The organism is Pseudomonas sp. HLG18 (genome assembly GCF_051903985.1).
GTDB classification, from domain to species: Bacteria; Pseudomonadota; Gammaproteobacteria; order Pseudomonadales; family Pseudomonadaceae; genus Aquipseudomonas; species Aquipseudomonas fluorescens_BT.
Window position 1 is genome coordinate 2,797,073 of sequence record NZ_CP195831.1, and the last position, 15,919, is coordinate 2,812,991.

Annotated in this window: 14 protein-coding genes; 6 read left to right on the plus strand and 8 right to left on the minus strand. The window is 60.0% G+C overall.

Going from position 1 to position 15,919, the window contains the following annotated elements; genetic code table 11:
- Positions 1 to 69: 69 nt before the first annotated feature.
- The 4 genes from ACSPX5_RS12880 to ACSPX5_RS12895 are packed head-to-tail and all read left to right on the plus strand — an operon-like array spanning position 70 to position 3,294.
- The gene (locus ACSPX5_RS12880) at positions 70 to 198 is read left to right on the plus strand and encodes a hypothetical protein (protein WP_439821842.1); all 129 of its coding nucleotides are present in this window, start codon (positions 70 to 72) and stop codon (positions 196 to 198) included.
- A gap of 50 nt (positions 199 to 248) precedes the next feature.
- On the plus strand, positions 249 to 1,472 hold the full coding sequence (locus tag ACSPX5_RS12885; RefSeq protein WP_439821843.1) for a YcaO-like family protein: 1,224 nt from the start codon (positions 249 to 251) through the stop codon (positions 1,470 to 1,472).
- Positions 1,469 to 2,419 (plus strand): class I SAM-dependent methyltransferase, encoded by a 951-nt coding sequence (locus ACSPX5_RS12890; RefSeq protein WP_439821844.1) that lies wholly within the window; start codon positions 1,469 to 1,471, stop codon positions 2,417 to 2,419. Before ACSPX5_RS12885 ends, ACSPX5_RS12890 begins: the two co-directional genes overlap by 4 nt.
- Complete coding sequence (locus ACSPX5_RS12895) at positions 2,416 to 3,294, plus strand: alpha/beta fold hydrolase (protein ID WP_439821845.1); 879 nt, start codon at positions 2,416 to 2,418, stop codon at positions 3,292 to 3,294. The genes ACSPX5_RS12890 and ACSPX5_RS12895 overlap by 4 nt, the downstream gene beginning before the upstream one ends.
- Before the next feature lie 43 nt (positions 3,295 to 3,337).
- On the opposite strand, the gene ACSPX5_RS12900 is transcribed toward ACSPX5_RS12895, so the two are convergent.
- From ACSPX5_RS12900 to ACSPX5_RS12925, 6 genes are read right to left on the minus strand one after another with little or no spacing between them, the layout of a single operon-like run.
- The gene (locus ACSPX5_RS12900; RefSeq protein ID WP_169430959.1) at positions 3,338 to 5,080 is read right to left on the minus strand and encodes an ABC transporter substrate-binding protein; all 1,743 of its coding nucleotides are present in this window, start codon (positions 5,078 to 5,080) and stop codon (positions 3,338 to 3,340) included.
- A 47-nt stretch (positions 5,081 to 5,127) separates the two neighbouring features.
- Positions 5,128 to 5,400, minus strand: coding sequence for a DUF2160 domain-containing protein (locus ACSPX5_RS12905; RefSeq protein ID WP_039767461.1), 273 nt, complete (start codon positions 5,398 to 5,400; stop codon positions 5,128 to 5,130).
- 10 nt (positions 5,401 to 5,410) lie between these two features.
- Positions 5,411 to 6,211 carry a carbohydrate ABC transporter permease gene (locus ACSPX5_RS12910; protein WP_169430960.1) on the minus strand — a complete coding sequence of 267 codons (801 nt, stop codon included), beginning with the start codon at positions 6,209 to 6,211 and terminating at the stop codon, positions 5,411 to 5,413.
- Positions 6,212 to 6,220: 9 nt separating this feature from the next.
- Entirely contained in the window at positions 6,221 to 7,087 is an 867-nt protein-coding gene (locus ACSPX5_RS12915; protein WP_007981247.1) for a carbohydrate ABC transporter permease, read from the minus strand.
- Positions 7,084 to 8,196 (minus strand): ABC transporter ATP-binding protein, encoded by a 1,113-nt coding sequence (locus ACSPX5_RS12920; RefSeq protein ID WP_169430961.1) that lies wholly within the window; start codon positions 8,194 to 8,196, stop codon positions 7,084 to 7,086. Before ACSPX5_RS12920 ends, ACSPX5_RS12915 begins: the two co-directional genes overlap by 4 nt.
- Positions 8,196 to 9,290: an ABC transporter ATP-binding protein gene (locus ACSPX5_RS12925; RefSeq protein ID WP_439821846.1), complete on the minus strand. Its 1,095-nt coding sequence runs from the start codon at positions 9,288 to 9,290 to the stop codon at positions 8,196 to 8,198. Before ACSPX5_RS12925 ends, ACSPX5_RS12920 begins: the two co-directional genes overlap by 1 nt.
- A gap of 248 nt (positions 9,291 to 9,538) precedes the next feature.
- Between ACSPX5_RS12925 and ACSPX5_RS12930 the strand changes: the two genes are divergently transcribed.
- Both ACSPX5_RS12930 and ACSPX5_RS12935 read left to right on the plus strand, forming a co-directional pair.
- Entirely contained in the window at positions 9,539 to 11,386 is a 1,848-nt protein-coding gene (locus ACSPX5_RS12930) for a sigma-54-dependent Fis family transcriptional regulator (protein WP_439821847.1), read from the plus strand.
- A 244-nt stretch (positions 11,387 to 11,630) separates the two neighbouring features.
- The gene (locus tag ACSPX5_RS12935; protein ID WP_323160163.1) at positions 11,631 to 12,503 is read left to right on the plus strand and encodes an undecaprenyl-diphosphate phosphatase; all 873 of its coding nucleotides are present in this window, start codon (positions 11,631 to 11,633) and stop codon (positions 12,501 to 12,503) included.
- A 92-nt stretch (positions 12,504 to 12,595) separates the two neighbouring features.
- Here the strand turns inward: ACSPX5_RS12935 and cysS are convergent, their stop codons facing one another.
- Together cysS and ACSPX5_RS12945 are read right to left on the minus strand one after the other, a co-directional pair.
- Entirely contained in the window at positions 12,596 to 13,978 is a 1,383-nt protein-coding gene (gene cysS, locus ACSPX5_RS12940; protein ID WP_439821848.1) for a cysteine--tRNA ligase, read from the minus strand.
- 20 nt (positions 13,979 to 13,998) lie between these two features.
- On the minus strand, positions 13,999 to 15,699 hold the full coding sequence (locus ACSPX5_RS12945; RefSeq protein ID WP_439821849.1) for a glutamine--tRNA ligase/YqeY domain fusion protein: 1,701 nt from the start codon (positions 15,697 to 15,699) through the stop codon (positions 13,999 to 14,001).
- Positions 15,700 to 15,919 lie beyond the last annotated feature (220 nt).

The window sequence follows — 15,919 nt, forward strand, 5'->3', positions numbered from 1 at the left end:
GTCGCTGCGCTCTTAGATTCGGCTCGTGCTTGCAACAGCACACTCAAACAATAACCAAGGAGAAACTTCATGGGCTACATGGGCAGCTGGAACGCAAACCCTATCGATGAACTTGAAGAGCAGGAAACGCCCTCGGCGGAGCAGATTGAAGCACTGCAACTGACCGAAGAAGAACGGGCGGAACTGAACGCCGAGTGACATGACCCGCAGGGGCCTCGCGCCCCTGCGGACTTTCCAGGAAAGACATCATGGACAAGACATGGATGGCCGAGCGTGAGCTGACGGCCGATCAGGCAGAGCGACGTATTCAGGCCGAGCTTTCACGACTGGGCCTCACGCCGGTAACCCGTACACTCGGCAGCAAGGTCGTTGCCGTTGAGGCGATTCTTCACGGCAGCGACAACCGTCATGCCCGTGGCTGCGGCAAGGGTTATGCGGATCAGGCACACCTGGGCGCACTCTATGAAGCGCTTGAGCATTATTGGACGGATGAACACTTCGCGACCGAGGTTCACCACGAGACTGAGCATTACTTCAAAGACACACCGATCTTTACCGATGACTCGCTTGTGCACAGGCTCACCTGTCAGCAAAACGCGCGCATCATCTGCAGGACCTATGTCTGTCCTCCGTGGCATGACCGTTTTTCCTATCCGGTGGCGCTGACTTCGCCAAACGGTTCACGTCAGCCTTCGTCACCGGGCACTGCGGACTGCAGCGCCGTGCGGCGCTACGCCAGCAACAGCGGCACCGCCATTGGCGCCACTTACAGCGAGGCGTTGTTGTATGCCGCCAACGAATGCATCGAGCGCGATGCCGTGTCGCTGTTTCTGCTCAACCATTTCTATTACGAGAATCACCCGCCCCTGCGAAGAGTGGCTCGTCTCAGTGACCACGACGACCTCGGCCGTCTGTGGGCCGATGCCGAACAGGAAATCGGCAGAGAAATCGTGCTGGTGGATATCAGCAGCGAATTCAAGGCGCGAACCTTTCTGGCCTTCACGACGCAGCCGGGGTCTCATCCACAGGTCTACGGCAGTGGCTGTTCACTTGATCCGCGTCACGCTGCATCGCGTGCGCTCAGTGAACTGGTGCAATTGCAATTGAGCGCCGCCGAGCCCGAATACCATCAGACGCTGACCAATGCACTGCGCAACCTGCAGCCCTTCCCGCGCCTGCTGCGCTGTGCGCAGTTCGATCCGCAGACGCTGCTGCATCGCTGCGTTCAACACGAGGTGAGACTGCCGGATTCCGCTAAAGACCTGTCGGTGGTCAATCAACTGCACTTGCTGACTCAAGACCTGCGGATTCATGGCCGTACGCTCGGTGCCGCCGTCCTGCAGCGAACCGAGCTCGGCACGACCCTGCTCAATGTGGTGATTCCCGGGCTGGAGCGTTTCTTTGTTGTTTCCAGCGGCAATGTTGTCATCCCGCAGGCCCGGGGACGAACGCTGGAAAGATCAGTCCCATGAACCGACTCGATCAAACCCGTGAGCTGGCACTGGCTCGTTCCATGCCCCGTCACCTGAACGAGAACGGTGGCGTCGGCCATTACCTCGAACCGCCAGGCAACGGATTGCACCACCTTTTTTTCCTGCGGTTGCACGACGAAGTCTGGGTTGGCCGCAAACGCCTGCAACGTGACCGGCAGTTTCGATGGCAGGCCGGCAGCGTACTTGAACCCTGCATGTTGCTGGGTCCGCATCTCCACTCATTGTGGGGGGATGAAGGTTTGTCGATCGGCTATCGGACGGTCTCCGCCGAACAGAAAGTGCAAACCTTCGAACGAGCATTACGTCAGGCTGACAGCGAGATTCTGTTTCCGTTTCCGATCGTTGACGCAGCAGGCCGGGAAGCAGTCTGTCCGGCCGAGTTCTGGCAATGCAACGAATCACTGGCCGAACAGTTGAACACCGATGAACAACACTTGCGCGAGCACTGTGCCGGATTGCTCCAGGCGATCACAAAAACCGGCGCGTTGATTTACGACCCGGCCTGCTCCACGGGTGAATTCATCGCCCATGTCGCCCGCGCCCTCCCCGACTGTCTGTGCCTGGGGACTGATCGCTCAGCCTCGATGATCGAACACGCCCGACGAGCTCATGAGAGGACGCCCGTCGAGTTCCGCTTGCTCGACGCGAGTGAGGCCTTTGATGCCGGGATTCACTGCGATGTGTTGATCCTGCGCTTCCTGAACGCCGAGGTCTTGACCCGCCGAGAAGCCCGAACCGCATTCGAGTCGCTGATCCGCTGCGTCAAGCCTGGCGGCACGATCCTCGTCTTTGGTCACACGCCGGTGCTGATCCCTGTCGCCTGGCTCGCTGCCACCCATCACCTGCAACTGGAGTCCAGCGTTGCAGCGCGCCCGGGGCAGGTCGAACTGTTCCAGTTCTATCGTCTGAAGGTCCTGTCAGCATGACCTTTTCCCTGCAAAGCAGAGGCTATTACCCGACCGGCGATGGCCATCAACTCTATTGGGAACGCCATGGCATTACAGGAGGCGAACCGGTGTTTTTCCTGCATGGCGGTCCCGGCGGGCGCTGCAGCCGTCATCATCTGGACTTCTTCGATCTGCGCCGTTTCGACATCATCCTGTTCGATCAGCGCGGATGCGGGCGCTCGACGCCCTACGGCGAACTGCGCGACAACACTACCGGCCTTTGTGTCGAAGACATTGACGCCCTGCGCCAGCACTTCGGCTTCGAAAAAATCAGTGTGCTCGGTGTTTCCTGGGGCAGTTGGCTGGCGATCCAGTACCAGCAGCGCTATCCGCAGCACCTTCTGAAAACCACACTGGTTTCGGTGTTCGTACCTTTCGCCGCCAATGTCCGGGCGTACGACCGGGCACTCAATGAGGGGCTGACGCAATCGCCGCAAACTGCGTCAGGCCATCGCGCCAGGGACATCTTCCGGATACTCGGCGAAGGCTGTCCACTGCAACAGCGCGTCGCCGCCATCGAATGGTTGAATGCTCTTTTGCGCCGTACGGGGCAGACGGTTTGCCACGGTACGCTGGAGAGTTTTGTCGATCAGGAAGTGGTGCTCGCGATCCGTCTGGAGCTGCATTACCACCTGCAAGGCTATTTCTTCCGGCCACGGGACCAGGACCTGATCCTCGACGACAACACCCTGCTGATCCAGGGCATCCGCGATACCTTCGGCATGGCCAGCGTGCGCTGGCTCAGGCAACGGATGGACATTCACTGCCGTTTGCTGCACGCCGGGCACAACGCCTTTGAAAACGCCATCCTAAAAGCGGTGCGCCGGGCGGTGAAACGTGAAATCGAGGGCTGAAAAAAACGGCACCCGAAGGTGCCGTTCCGTCCCGCAAAAACGCTTACTTGCGCGCCGCCTCCCACGACTTGAGCAGTTCGTTGTAGCTCACGGTTTCGCCTTTCGGTTTCTCGTTGGCCAGTTTCGGTTTTGGTGCGCCCGGTTGGTCGAACCAGTATTGCGCGTCGCGCTCGGGGTTCATTTTCGGTGCGCACACTGCTTGGGCCTTGGAACGTTCCAGACGGGTCATGATCGCGTCTTGATCCTTGGCCAGACCATCCAGCGCCTGCTGCGGAGTCTTGTCGCCGCTGGCGGCTTCGGCGATGTGGCTCCACCACAGTTGTGCCAGACGTGGATAGTCCGGCACGTTGGTGCCGGTCGGCGTCCATTGCACCCGGGCCGGACTGCGGTAGAACTCCACCAGACCACCGAGTTTCGGTGCCAGGTCGGTCATGGCTTGCGAGTTGATGTCCGACTCGCGGATTGGCGTCAGGCCGACAATGGTTTTCTTCAGCGACACGGTTTTCGAGGTCACGAACTGCGCGTACAGCCAGGCCGCGAGCTTCTGTTTCTCAGGCGTGGACTTCATGAAGGTCCAGGAACCCACGTCCTGATAACCCAACTTCATGCCCTCTTCCCAGTACGGTCCGCGCGGCGACGGCGCCATGCGCCATTTCGGCGTGCCGTCAGCGTTAACCACCGGCAGGCCCGGTTTGGTCATGTCGGCCGTAAACGCGGTGTACCAGAAAATCTGCTGGGCGATGTTGCCCTGGGACGGTACGGGGCCGGACTCGGAGAAGGTCATGCCCGCCGCTTCCGGTGGCGCGTACTTCTTCAGCCAGTCGACGTATTTGGTGGTGGCGAACACCGCCGCCGGGCCGTTGGTGTCGCCGCCGCGGGTCACGCTGGAGCCCACCGGATGGCAGTCCTCGACGCGGATGCCCCACTCGTCCACCGGCAAGCCATTGGGCAAGCCCTTGTCGCCGCCACCGGCCATGGAGAACCAGGCATCGGTGAAGCGCCAGCCCAGCGACGGGTCTTTCTTGCCGTAGTCCATGTGCCCGTAAATGCGCTTGCCGTCGATTTCCTTGACGTCTTCGCTGAAGAATTTGGCGATGTCTTCATAGGCCGACCAGTTCACCGGCACGCCCAGTTCATAGCCGTACTTTTCCTTGAACTTGGCTTTCAGGTCGGCACGTTCGAACCAGTCGGCACGGAACCAGTACAGGTTGGCGAACTGCTGGTCGGGCAATTGATAGATCTTGCCGTCGGGTGCGGTGGTGAAGGAAATGCCGATGAAGTCCTTGATGTCGAGGGTCGGCGAAGTGAAGTTCTTGCCTTCGTTGGCCATCAGGTCGGTGATCGATTCGGTCTTGCCGTAGCGAAAGTGCGTACCGATCAGGTCCGAGTCGTTGACCCAGCCGTCGTAGATGTTCTTGTCCGACTGCATCACCGTCTGCATTTTTTCCACGACGTCGCCTTCCTGCAGCAGGTCATGGGTCAGCTTGATCCCGGTGATTTCGCTGAAGGCCTTGGCCAGCACCTTGGATTCATATTCGTGGGTGGTCAGGGTTTCCGAGACGACCTTGATGTCCATCCCGCGGAACGGCTCGGCGGCCTTGATGAACCACTTCAGTTCTTCAAGTTGCTGCTCGGGTGTCAGGGTCGACGGCTTGAACTCGCTGCCGATCCATTTTTTTGCCGCGTCTTCGTACGCATCGGCCCAGGCGGTTGCGCTCAAACCGCTGAGTGCCAGCATGGCTGCCAATGAAATGCTATGTCGCAGCTTATTGTTTTTGTCGAACATAGAGACCTCCTGTTAGTTTTTCGGAGCAAGATTGCCGAGCGATTCGACTAGCCCCAACGCATCACAGCCAACAGCCACACCAGGGACAACGCGGACGCCACCCAGATGCTCCAGTCGGTCACGCCGATGACCAGCAGATGCAGGTAGGCGCTGCCGAGAAGACCGATGAACAAGCGATCGCCACGGGTGGTGGCAATCGGCAGAAACCCGCGCCGCAGGATGCTTGGCGAGCGCAGTTCCCAGGTGGTCATGCCCACCAGGATCAAACCTATAACGATGAAAAACGCCGCCGTCGGGACGGTCCAGCTCATCCATTCCATCATCAGTTCCTCAGACCCGGCCCAGGGCAAAGCCCTTGGCCACGTGGTTGCGAACAAACCAGATCACCAGCATGCCCGGCAGGATGGTCAGCACCCCCGCCGCGGCCAGCACGCCCCAGTCGATGCCGGACGCCGACACCGTGCGCGTCATCACCGCCGCGATCGGCTTGGCGTTCACCGAGGTCAGCGTGCGCGCCAGCAGCAGTTCGACCCAGGAAAACATGAAGCAGAAAAACGCCGTCACCCCGATGCCGGAGCCGATCAGCGGAATGAAGATCTTCACGAAGAACTTGGGAAAGCTGTAGCCGTCGATGTAGGCGGTTTCGTCGATTTCCTTCGGCACCCCGGACATGAACCCTTCGAGAATCCAAACCGCCAGCGGCACGTTGAACAGGCAGTGCGCCAGCGCCACCGCGATGTGGGTGTCGAACAGGCCGATCGACGAATACAGCTGGAAGAACGGCAGCAGGAACACCGCCGGCGGCGCCATGCGGTTGGTCAGCAGCCAGAAGAACAGGTGCTTGTCGCCGAGAAAGCGATAACGGGAAAACGCATAAGCCGCCGGCAACGCCACGCTCAGGGAAATCACCGTGTTCAGGCTCACGTAGTACAGCGAGTTGAGATAACCGGTGTACCAGCTCGGATCGGTGAAGATCACCTTGTAGTTGTGGAAGGTGAAATCCTGGGGGAACAGCGTCAGGCCGCCGAGGATTTCGGTGTTGCTCTTGAACGACATGTTCAGCAGCCAGTAGATCGGCACCAGCAGGAACAGGATGTAGAGCAGCAGTGGAACAAGCTTTCTTTTGCTCATGGCCGGGCCTCAGCGGTTGGCATCGCTGTGGGTCATGGCGGTATAGAACAGCCAGGACACCAGCAGGATGATCAGGAAGTACACCAGCGAAAAGGCTGCCGCCGGCCCCAGGTCGAATTGGCCTACAGCCATCTGGGTCAAGGTCTGACTCAAGAAGGTCGTGGCATTGCCCGGCCCGCCGCCGGTGAGCACGAAGGGCTCGGTGTAGATCATGAAGCTGTCCATGAAGCGCAGCATCACCGCGATCAGCAGCACGCTTTTCAGCTTGGGCAATTGAATGTGACGGAACACCGCCCAGGCCGAGGCCCGATCAATCCGCGCCGCCTGGTAATACACATCGGGAATCGCCCGCAACCCCGAGAAACACAGCAGCGCCACCAGCGAGGTCCAGTGCCACACGTCCATCACCAGAACCGTGACCCAGGCGTCCATGGTGTTGGCCGCATAGTTGTAGCTGATGCCCATGGCGTTGAGGCTCGAACCGAGCAGACCGATGTCGGCACGGCCGAAGATCTGCCAGATGGTGCCGACCACGTTCCAGGGAATCAGCAACGGAATCGCCAGCACGATCAACACCACCGACGACCAGCGGCCCTTGGTCGGCATGGTCAGGGCAATGGCGATCCCGAGTGGGATTTCGATCAGCAGTACGCACGCCGAATAGATGAACTGGCGCAGCAACGAATCGTGCAGACGCGGATCGAGCAGCACCTGCTTGTACCAGTCGGCACCGACAAAGTAGCGGCTCGACTGGTCGAAGATGTCCTGCACCGAATAATTGACCACGGTCATCATCGGGATCACCGCACTGAAGGCCACCAGCAGAAACACCGGCAACACCAGCCACCAGGCCTTGTTGTTCTGCACCTTGTTCATGGCTGTACCTCGCTTTCGGTGGCATCCAGCAGAAATTCGTCGGCGTAGACCATCAGCCACTGCGCCGGGAAACTGATGTACGCCGTGCCCTGCGGCACCGGTTTGTCTTCGGCCAGACGCACCTTCAGCGGTGCGCCGTCCAGATCCAGGGTCATGATCTTGTAGGTGCCAAGGTCTTCGACGTGTACGACCCGCGCCCGCATCGCGTCATCGAAAGGCTCGTCCCACACATGAATGAACTCGGGGCGGATGCCGACCTTCAGGTTTTTCCACTGTCCGTGTTCGATATGGCGCTGCAAGGCGTCGGAAAGCGGCAGGTGGGTCGAGTTGAAACCGACCCCGCCCGGTTGCGGCTGCACCTCGATCAGGTTCATCCCCGGACTGCCGATGAAATAACCGACAAAGGTATGACTCGGCCGCTCGAACAATTCCCGTGGCGTGCCGAACTGGACGATCTGGCCGCCGTACATCACCGCGATCTTGTCGGCGAAGGTCGAGGCCTCCAGTTGATCGTGGGTGACGTAGACCATGGTGATGTTGAACTGCTCGTGGATCTGCTTGAGCTTGCGCCGCAGTTTCCATTTCAGGTGCGGGTCGATCACCGTCAGCGGCTCGTCGAACAGGATCGCCGAGACGTCGTCGCGCACCAGACCACGGCCCATGGAAACTTTCTGTTTTTCGTCGGCGGTGAGGTTGCGTGCCTTTTTGCTCAACAGGTTTTGCAGGTCAAGGACTTCGGCGATTTCCTGGACCTTGCTGTGGACTTTCGCCTCGGCCATGCCCTGATTGCGCAGCGGGAAAGCCAGGTTGTCGAACACCGTCATGGTGTCGTAGACCACCGGAAACTGGAAAACCTGGGCGATGTTGCGTTTCTCCGGAGTCAGGTCGTTGACCGCTTTGCCGTCGAACAACACATGCCCCTGAGACGGGCTGAGCAGGCCGGAAATGATGTTGAGCAAGGTCGACTTGCCGCAACCCGACGGCCCGAGCAAGGCATAGGCGCCGCCCTGCTCCCAGATGTGGTCCATTTCGCGGATCGCGTAGTCTTCCGCCCCGCTCGGGTTCTTGCTGTAACTGTGGGCGAGGTGTTGCAAACGGATTTCGGCCATCAGGCAACCCTCGCGACGCGCCGGCCCGGTGCCTGCACCAGACGGCCCTGTGCATCGAACACAAACAGTTTATGGGTCGGGATGTAGATGCGGATCGGCGCATCGACGTCATATTCGTGAACGCCGGGCAAGTGCAGCACCAGCAGGAAATGCTCGTTGCGCACATGCAGGAAAGTTTCCGAACCGCTGATTTCCGCCACTTCGACGGTCACCGCCAGTTCCAGATCATCATCGTTGCTCGGGACCAGTGAGATGTGGCTCGGACGCACACCGAAACGGAACTCGCCCTCGCCCACCGGCCGCAGATCGACGTTCAACGGGAAGTGCACGAAGTTGGCGAAACTCACTTCGTTACCGGCGATGCGCCCCGGCATCAGGTTGATCGGCGGCTCGGAGAACAATTCCGCCGCCAGTACCGTTTGTGGCTGGTGATAGACCTCGGTCGACGGGCCGCTCTGGATCACCCGACCTTCATGAAGAATGGTAGTGGTGCCGCCCAGTGCCAGCGCTTCGTTGGGTTCGGTGGTGGCGTAGATGGCGATGGTGTGGCGCGCCTTGAACAGCTCGCGCATTTCCTGGCGTAATTCTTCGCGCAGTTTGTAATCGAGGTTAACCAGCGGCTCGTCGAACAGGATCAACTCGGCATCCTTGACCAGCGCCCGGGCCATGGCTGTGCGCTGTTGCTGGCCGCCGGACAGTTCCAGCGGATAGCGCTTCAGGAATTTCTCGATGCGCAGCATCTTCGCGGTTTCCTGCACCTTGCTCTGGATCTGCTCGCTGGAGATCCCGGCCTGACGCAACGGCGAGGCGATGTTTTCGAACACCGTCATGGTCGGGTAATTGATGAACTGCTGATAGACCATCGACACGTTGCGCAGACGCACCGGACGCTGGGTGACATCGACGCCGTTCATCAGAATGCGACCGCTGTCGGGCTTGTCCAGACCGGCCATCAAACGCATGAGGCTGGTCTTGCCCGACAGCGTCCGTCCGAGCAGGACGTTGAAGGATCCGGCTTCGAATTTCAGGTTCGCATCGTCGATCCAGGTCTGGCCCTCGACGATGCGGCTGACGTGCTCCAGGGTGAGTGACATGGCTCGGCCTTTTTATTATTGGAGTCAAGCGACGTGTGCAGTAGAGCGACATTCGTGCCAGAAATCCCAAGCCGTTGATTCGCCGCGAAAATCGCCGAAAACACAGGCAAACCACCTTCATTGCTGAACACATTTGAACAGTTCAACGATTGACAATGAACAATAGTGAACAACACTCTATCGATGCTTTCAGGTCCCGACGGGCCTCATAACAATAATAAAAACGCTGCTTTCAGAGGCTGACTGTCATGGCCGCACCTGTCCCGCCGCTTTCTCACGAGGCCATCGTTCAGGACTCCTGGTCCCGTTGCCGCGCCTTCGGCCTCAAGCATCAAAGTGCTCCGGCGTTCGACCAGTTGCCCGCCTCCGGCATTGCGCAGTTGCTCGACAGTCACCATTCGCTGGTGCAGACCACCCATCAGGAAGTGCTGCCGTACTACGAAAACATCCTGAGCAATTCCAACTGCCTGATCATGCTGGCCGACAATCAGGGCCAGGTACTGACGTCTTGGGGCACCCAACGCTTTATCGAGCCGAACCTGGCGCGCGGCTTCCAGGCCGGGGCAAGCTGGATGGAACACGCCAGCGGCACCAATGCAATCGGCACAGCGCTGGCCTGCGAACAGGCAGTGCACATCGAGCACGATGAGCATTTCCTCAAGGCCAACCGTTTCATGACCGGCTCCGCCGCACCGATCTTCAACGCCGAGCGCAAAGTCATCGCCGTACTCGATGTGTCCAGCGACAGCTACCTGCCGCCCTCGCACACCCTCGGCATGGTCAAGATGATGAGCCAGACCGTGGAAAACCGGCTGATCCTCAACCTGTTCCATGGCCAGCACTTCCAACTGACCTTCAACACCGGGTTGAACAACCTCGACAGTCAATGGGCGGGTTTGCTGATTTTCGATGAGAGCGGCCAGGTGCTGTCGGCCAACCGCCGGGCCGACAATCTGTTGGGCGTGCGACTGTCGCGGGTGAGTGTCGAGAGCCTGTTCAAGGTGTCATTGCTGGAGTTGATCAATCAGCCGGACGGTTTGCCGTTTGCCTTGCAGACCTCCGGGCGCAATCGTTTCCAGTGTCTGTTGAAACGACCTAAACAGGCGCCCATTCAGCCGCGGGTGTTTGCTGAAGCCAAAGTCACCGAACCGCAAGTTACGACCTCCACGGCCATCAGTCTGAGCAGTCTGCACTTCGGCGACAGCCGTGTGGAAAAAGCCGTGCGCCAGGCCGAACGCCTGCTGGAAAAGGACATTCCGCTGCTGATTCACGGAGAAACCGGGGTTGGCAAGGAAGTCTTCGTCAAAGCCCTGCATCAGGCCAGCTCCCGCAGCAAACAGGCGTTCATCGCCGTCAACTGCGCGGCGATACCCGCCGAACTGGTGGAGTCCGAGCTGTTCGGCTACGAGAAAGGTGCGTTCACCGGCGCCAACCAGAAAGGTAGCATCGGCCTGATCCGCAAGGCCGACAAAGGCACGCTGTTTCTCGATGAAATCGGCGACATGCCGCTGCCGACTCAGGCCCGATTGCTGCGGGTATTGCAGGAACGCTGTGTGCAACCGGTGGGCAGCAGTGAGTTGTTCCCGGTGGATCTGCGGATCATCTCCGCTACCAACCGCTCGCTCAGGGAACAGGTGCAACTGGGGCGATTCCGCGAGGATTTGTATTACCGCATCGGCGGTTTGACCCTTGAATTGCCACCGCTGCGCGAGCGCAGTGACAAGCAAGCGCTGTTCAAACGCTTGTGGGAACAGCATCGCGAACCGACGCAATGGGCGGGATTGAGTCGCGAAGTGCTGGAGTTGTTCGATCGTCATCCGTGGCCGGGGAATCTGCGGCAGGTCAGTAGCGTGATGCAGGTCGCGCTGGCCATGGCCGAAGAGCAACCGGTAAGACCTGAGCATCTGCCGGATGATTTCTTTGTCGATCTGGAGATGGAGCCGCTGGAAACGCCAGAACCGTTGGGGATCGATCTGAATGACAGCGAAGCGTTGAATCGGGAACTGCAGGCGGCCGGGGGCAATATTTCTCATCTGGCGCGGCGGTTGGGGGTCAGTCGCAATACGCTCTACAAGCGCTTGCGTCAGGCTGAGTGATCGTCGGCCGAAGGCACGTCAAATCGTCGCTCCCACATTAATTTTTCGTCATCTGCGGTTTTGTCTACGACACGAATCCCCTGTGGGAGCGAGCCTGCTCGCGATGACGCTAGTGTGGCCATCAACAACCATCAAGCCCACCCATTGACCACACCGACCAGACTGTGACGAAATGTTTCAGATTTTCGCTGCGCACCTTTGATCCAGACACCTCCCTCCTCCTGCCCCTCACAGGACAAGCTCTTTGACCAACATCTGCACCACCGGCCTTGATACCGGCTTCGCTTCTCTCGATTACCTGCAAATCGGCATCCTCGGCATCATTCAAGGCATCACCGAGTTATTGCCCGTTTCTTCCACCGCCCACATGCGCATCGTCCCGGCCCTGCTCGGCTGGCCGGATCCCGGCTCGGCGTTTTCCGCCGCCATGCAACTGGCCGCACTGGCCGCGGTGGTGAGTTATTTCTGGCGGGACGTCAGACAGGTCGCCACGGGCAGTCTGGCGGCAGTGCGACAACGGGATTTCAACAATCAGTGGTTCGTCCTTGCGGTGGCCATCGTGCTGGCGACCATTCCCATCGGTATTGCCGGCATCGCCTTGTCCTCGACGCTCAACGCCTGCAACTCGCCGTTGCGCGGCTTGATGGTGATCGGGATTTCCTGCGTGGTGATGGCGGTATTGCTGGCCATCGCTGAACTTACGTGCCGCCACCGCCGCACCGTTGGCGAAATGCGTCTGCGCGATGCGCTGATCGTGGGTATCGCTCAGATCGGGGCACTGATTCCGGGCGTTTCGCGCTCCGGGTCGACGCTGACGGCGGCGCTGTTCCTCAATTTCAAACGTGAAGAAGCCGCGCGCTTCTCCTTCCTGCTCGGATTGCCGGCCATCGCGCTGGCGGGTTTGAAGGAGTTGTGGGTGTTGTTCCATGCGCAACTGCCGGCGCAAGCCTGGGCGCACCTGATTTTCGGTCTGGTGATTGCCAGTATCTCGGCGTTTTTCGCGATCTGGGGCCTGATGCGCTTTCTGGAGAAGTTCTCCACCTGGCCATTCGTGATTTACCGCGCTGTACTCGGGATTTTCCTGATCGTCGCGGTCAGCACCGGGCTCTTGAGCTGAGGCCCGCCGCAAAAAACAAAACCCGCACTGGGCGGGTTTTGTTTTCTTGAAACATTCCCACGCTGAGCGTGGGAACAAACATGCCGAGCGGATCAGTCGGCCAGACGCCAGGTCGTGCCGCCCTTGCCGTCTTCCAGCACCACACCCATGGCGGTGAGCTGGTCGCGGATGCGGTCGGATTCGGCCCAGTCCTTGCCGGCACGTGCCGCCAGACGCGCAGCGATCAGCGCCTCGACCTCGGCGGCATCGACACGCCCTGCGGCGCCGGCCTGCAGGAAATCATCGGCTTCGAGCTGCAACACACCGAGCACGCTGGCCAGTTCTTTCAGACGAGCCGCCAGACCGGCCGCTGCATCGAGATCGCTCTCGCGCAGACGGTTGATCTCACGCACCATCTCGAACAGCACCGCGCACGCTTCCGGCGTGCCGAAGTCGTCGTTCATCACCGTGGTGAAACGCTCGACGAACGCTTCGCCGCCAGCCGGCGCCACGTTCGGCAGGCCTTTCAACGCGTGGTAGAAACGCTCCAGGGCGCTCTTGGCGTCCTTGAGGTTGTCTTCCGAGTAGTTGATCGCGCTGCGGTAGTGGCTCGACACCAGCAGGTACCGCACGACTTCCGGGTGGTACTTGTCGAGCACGTCGCGAATGGTGAAGAAGTTGTTCAAGGACTTGGACATCTTCTCGCCATTGATACGAATCATGCCGCAATGCATCCACGCGTTGGCGTAGGTCTTGCCGGTGGCCGCTTCGCTCTGGGCGATTTCGTTTTCGTGGTGCGGGAACTCAAGATCGCTGCCGCCGCCATGAATGTCGAACGTCTCACCGAGGCAGCAGGTCGACATCACCGAGCACTCGATGTGCCAGCCCGGACGCCCGGCGCCCCACGGCGATTCCCAGCTCGGCTCGCCCGGCTTGACGCCTTTCCACAGCACGAAGTCCAGCGGATCTTCCTTGGCTTCGTCGACCTCGATCCGCGCACCGATACGCAGGTCTTCGATCTTCTTGCGCGACAGCTTGCCGTAGCCCATGAACTTGCCGACGCGGTAGTACACGTCGCCATTGCCCGGGGCGTAGGCGTAACCCTTGTCGATCAGGGTCTGGATCATCGCGTGCATGCCAGGGATGTGATCCGTGGCGCGCGGCTCCATGTCCGGCTTCTTGATGTTCAGGCGCGCTTCGTCTTCGTGCATCGCCGCGATCATGCGCTCGGTCAACGCTTCGAACGACTCGCCGTTCTCGTTGGCCCGGTTGATGATCTTGTCGTCGATGTCGGTGATGTTGCGCACATAGGTCAGGTCATAACCGCTGAACCGCAACCAGCGGGTCACCAGGTCGAACGCGACCATGCTGCGGCCGTGGCCCAGGTGGCAGTAGTCGTACACGGTCATCCCGCAGACGTACATGCGCACCTTGTTGCCATCCAGCGGCTTGAAGACTTCTTTGCTCTTGGTGAGCGTGTTGTAGATCGTAAGCACGGTGTTTCCTTAAGACTTGATCACTGGCCCCACGAATCGCGCAGGGTCACGGTACGGTTGAATACCGGCTGGCCTGGTTTCGAGTCCTTGATATCCGCGACGAAGTAGCCTTCGCGCTCGAACTGGAAACGGTCTTCCGGCTGTGCATTGCCCAGCGAAGGCTCGGCACGACAACCGGTCAGCACTTGCAGTGAGTCAGGGTTGATGTTGTCCAGGAAACTCGCGCTGTCTTCGGCCTTCTCCGGGTTCGGAGAACGGAACAGGCGATCGTACAGACGCACTTCGCACTCGACGCTGGCAGCAGCCGGCACCCAGTGGATCACACCCTTGACCTTGCGGCCTTCAGGGTTCTTGCCCAGGGTGTCCGGATCGTAGGAGCAGCGCAGTTCGACGATGTTGCCGTCGGCATCCTTGATCGCTTCGTCGGCACGGATCACGTAGCTGCCGCGCAGACGCACTTCGCCATTCGGCTCCAAGCGCTTGTAGCCCTTTGGCGGCTCTTCCATGAAGTCATCGCGGTCGATGTAGATTTCACGGGCGAACGGCAGTTGGCGCACGCCGAGTTCTTCTTTCTGCGGATGACGCGGCAGTTCGAGGTTCTCGACCTGGCCTTGCGGGTAGTTGGTGATCACGACTTTCAACGGACGCAGCACGCACATGGCGCGCGGGGCGTTCGCGTCCAGGTCCTGACGGATGCTGAACTCGAGCATGCCGAAGTCAACCACGCCGTCGGAACGGTTGGTGCCAATCATCTCGCAGAAGTTGCGGATCGATGCCGGGGTGTAGCCACGGCGGCGGAAGCCCGACAGCGTGGACATGCGCGGATCGTCCCAGCCATTGACGTGTTTTTCGTCAACCAGTTGCTTGAGCTTGCGCTTGCTGGTGATGGTGTAGTTGAGGTTCAGACGGCTGAACTCGTACTGACGCGGGTGCGCCGGCACCGGCAGTGCGTCGAGGAACCACTCGTACAGCGGACGATGGCTTTCGAACTCCAGGGTGCAGATCGAGTGGGTGATGCCTTCAATGGCGTCCGACTGACCGTGGGTGAAGTCGTAGTTCGGGTAGATGCACCACTTGTCACCGGTCTGATGGTGATGAGCGTGGCGGATGCGGTACATGATCGGGTCGCGCAGGTTCATGTTCGGCGAGGCCATGTCGATCTTGGCGCGCAGCACGCGGGCGCCGTCCGGGAACTCGCCGGCGCGCATGCGGGCGAACCAGTCCAGGTTCTCTTCCACCGAACGGTCGCGGAACGGGCTGTTCTTGCCCGGCTCGGTCAGGCTGCCGCGGTATTCCCTGGCCTGTTCAGGCGTCAGGTCGTCGACGTAGGCCTTGCCGGCCTTGATCAGCTCGACGGCCCAGTCGTGCAACTGGTCGAAGTATTGCGAGGCATAGCGCACTTCGCCGGACCATTCGAACCCCAGCCATTTGACGTCGCTTTCGATCGCGTCGATGTATTCCTGGTCTTCCTTGGCGGGGTTGGTGTCGTCGAAACGCAAGTGCGTGACACCGCCGAACTCCTGGGCCAGGCCGAAGTTCACGCAGATCGACTTGGCGTGGCCGATGTGCAGGTAGCCGTTGGGCTCAGGCGGGAAACGGGTGACGATCTGGGTGTGCTTGCCCGAGTCCAGGTCTGCCTGGATGATCGGCCGCAGGAAATTGACCGGCACGGCAGGGCCGGACTTGGCATTCGAGGTAGGGTCGACAGTGGGCTTGCTCATAGGATCCTTGACTTACATGTGCGCGGCCGCAAAGGGGGCCAGACAAAACAAAGCCGCTATCATAGCCGATGCTGTCAAGGGCCTGACAGAGCACACTCTTATAAAGGCGCGCATTTAATCGCCGGCAATTGAAAAACTGCCTCGAAATTCGCGCCTGTCACGCTAAACTGCGCACCTTGGCCCTCTCGGGCTGAACCGGTACGGGGCCGACATGTCCCAA

Coding starts and splice junctions, on each gene's coding strand:
- ACSPX5_RS12880 (WP_439821842.1), top strand. CDS start 70: ATGGGCTACATGGGCAGCTGGAACGCAAACCCTATCGATGAACTTGAA.
- ACSPX5_RS12885 (WP_439821843.1), top strand. CDS start 249: ATGGACAAGACATGGATGGCCGAGCGTGAGCTGACGGCCGATCAGGCA.
- ACSPX5_RS12890 (WP_439821844.1), top strand. CDS start 1,469: ATGAACCGACTCGATCAAACCCGTGAGCTGGCACTGGCTCGTTCCATG.
- ACSPX5_RS12895 (WP_439821845.1), top strand. CDS start 2,416: ATGACCTTTTCCCTGCAAAGCAGAGGCTATTACCCGACCGGCGATGGC.
- ACSPX5_RS12900 (WP_169430959.1), bottom strand. CDS start 5,080: ATGTTCGACAAAAACAATAAGCTGCGACATAGCATTTCATTGGCAGCC.
- ACSPX5_RS12905 (WP_039767461.1), bottom strand. CDS start 5,400: ATGGAATGGATGAGCTGGACCGTCCCGACGGCGGCGTTTTTCATCGTT.
- ACSPX5_RS12910 (WP_169430960.1), bottom strand. CDS start 6,211: ATGAGCAAAAGAAAGCTTGTTCCACTGCTGCTCTACATCCTGTTCCTG.
- ACSPX5_RS12915 (WP_007981247.1), bottom strand. CDS start 7,087: ATGAACAAGGTGCAGAACAACAAGGCCTGGTGGCTGGTGTTGCCGGTG.
- ACSPX5_RS12920 (WP_169430961.1), bottom strand. CDS start 8,196: ATGGCCGAAATCCGTTTGCAACACCTCGCCCACAGTTACAGCAAGAAC.
- ACSPX5_RS12925 (WP_439821846.1), bottom strand. CDS start 9,290: ATGTCACTCACCCTGGAGCACGTCAGCCGCATCGTCGAGGGCCAGACC.
- ACSPX5_RS12930 (WP_439821847.1), top strand. CDS start 9,539: ATGGCCGCACCTGTCCCGCCGCTTTCTCACGAGGCCATCGTTCAGGAC.
- ACSPX5_RS12945 (WP_439821849.1), bottom strand. CDS start 15,699: ATGAGCAAGCCCACTGTCGACCCTACCTCGAATGCCAAGTCCGGCCCT.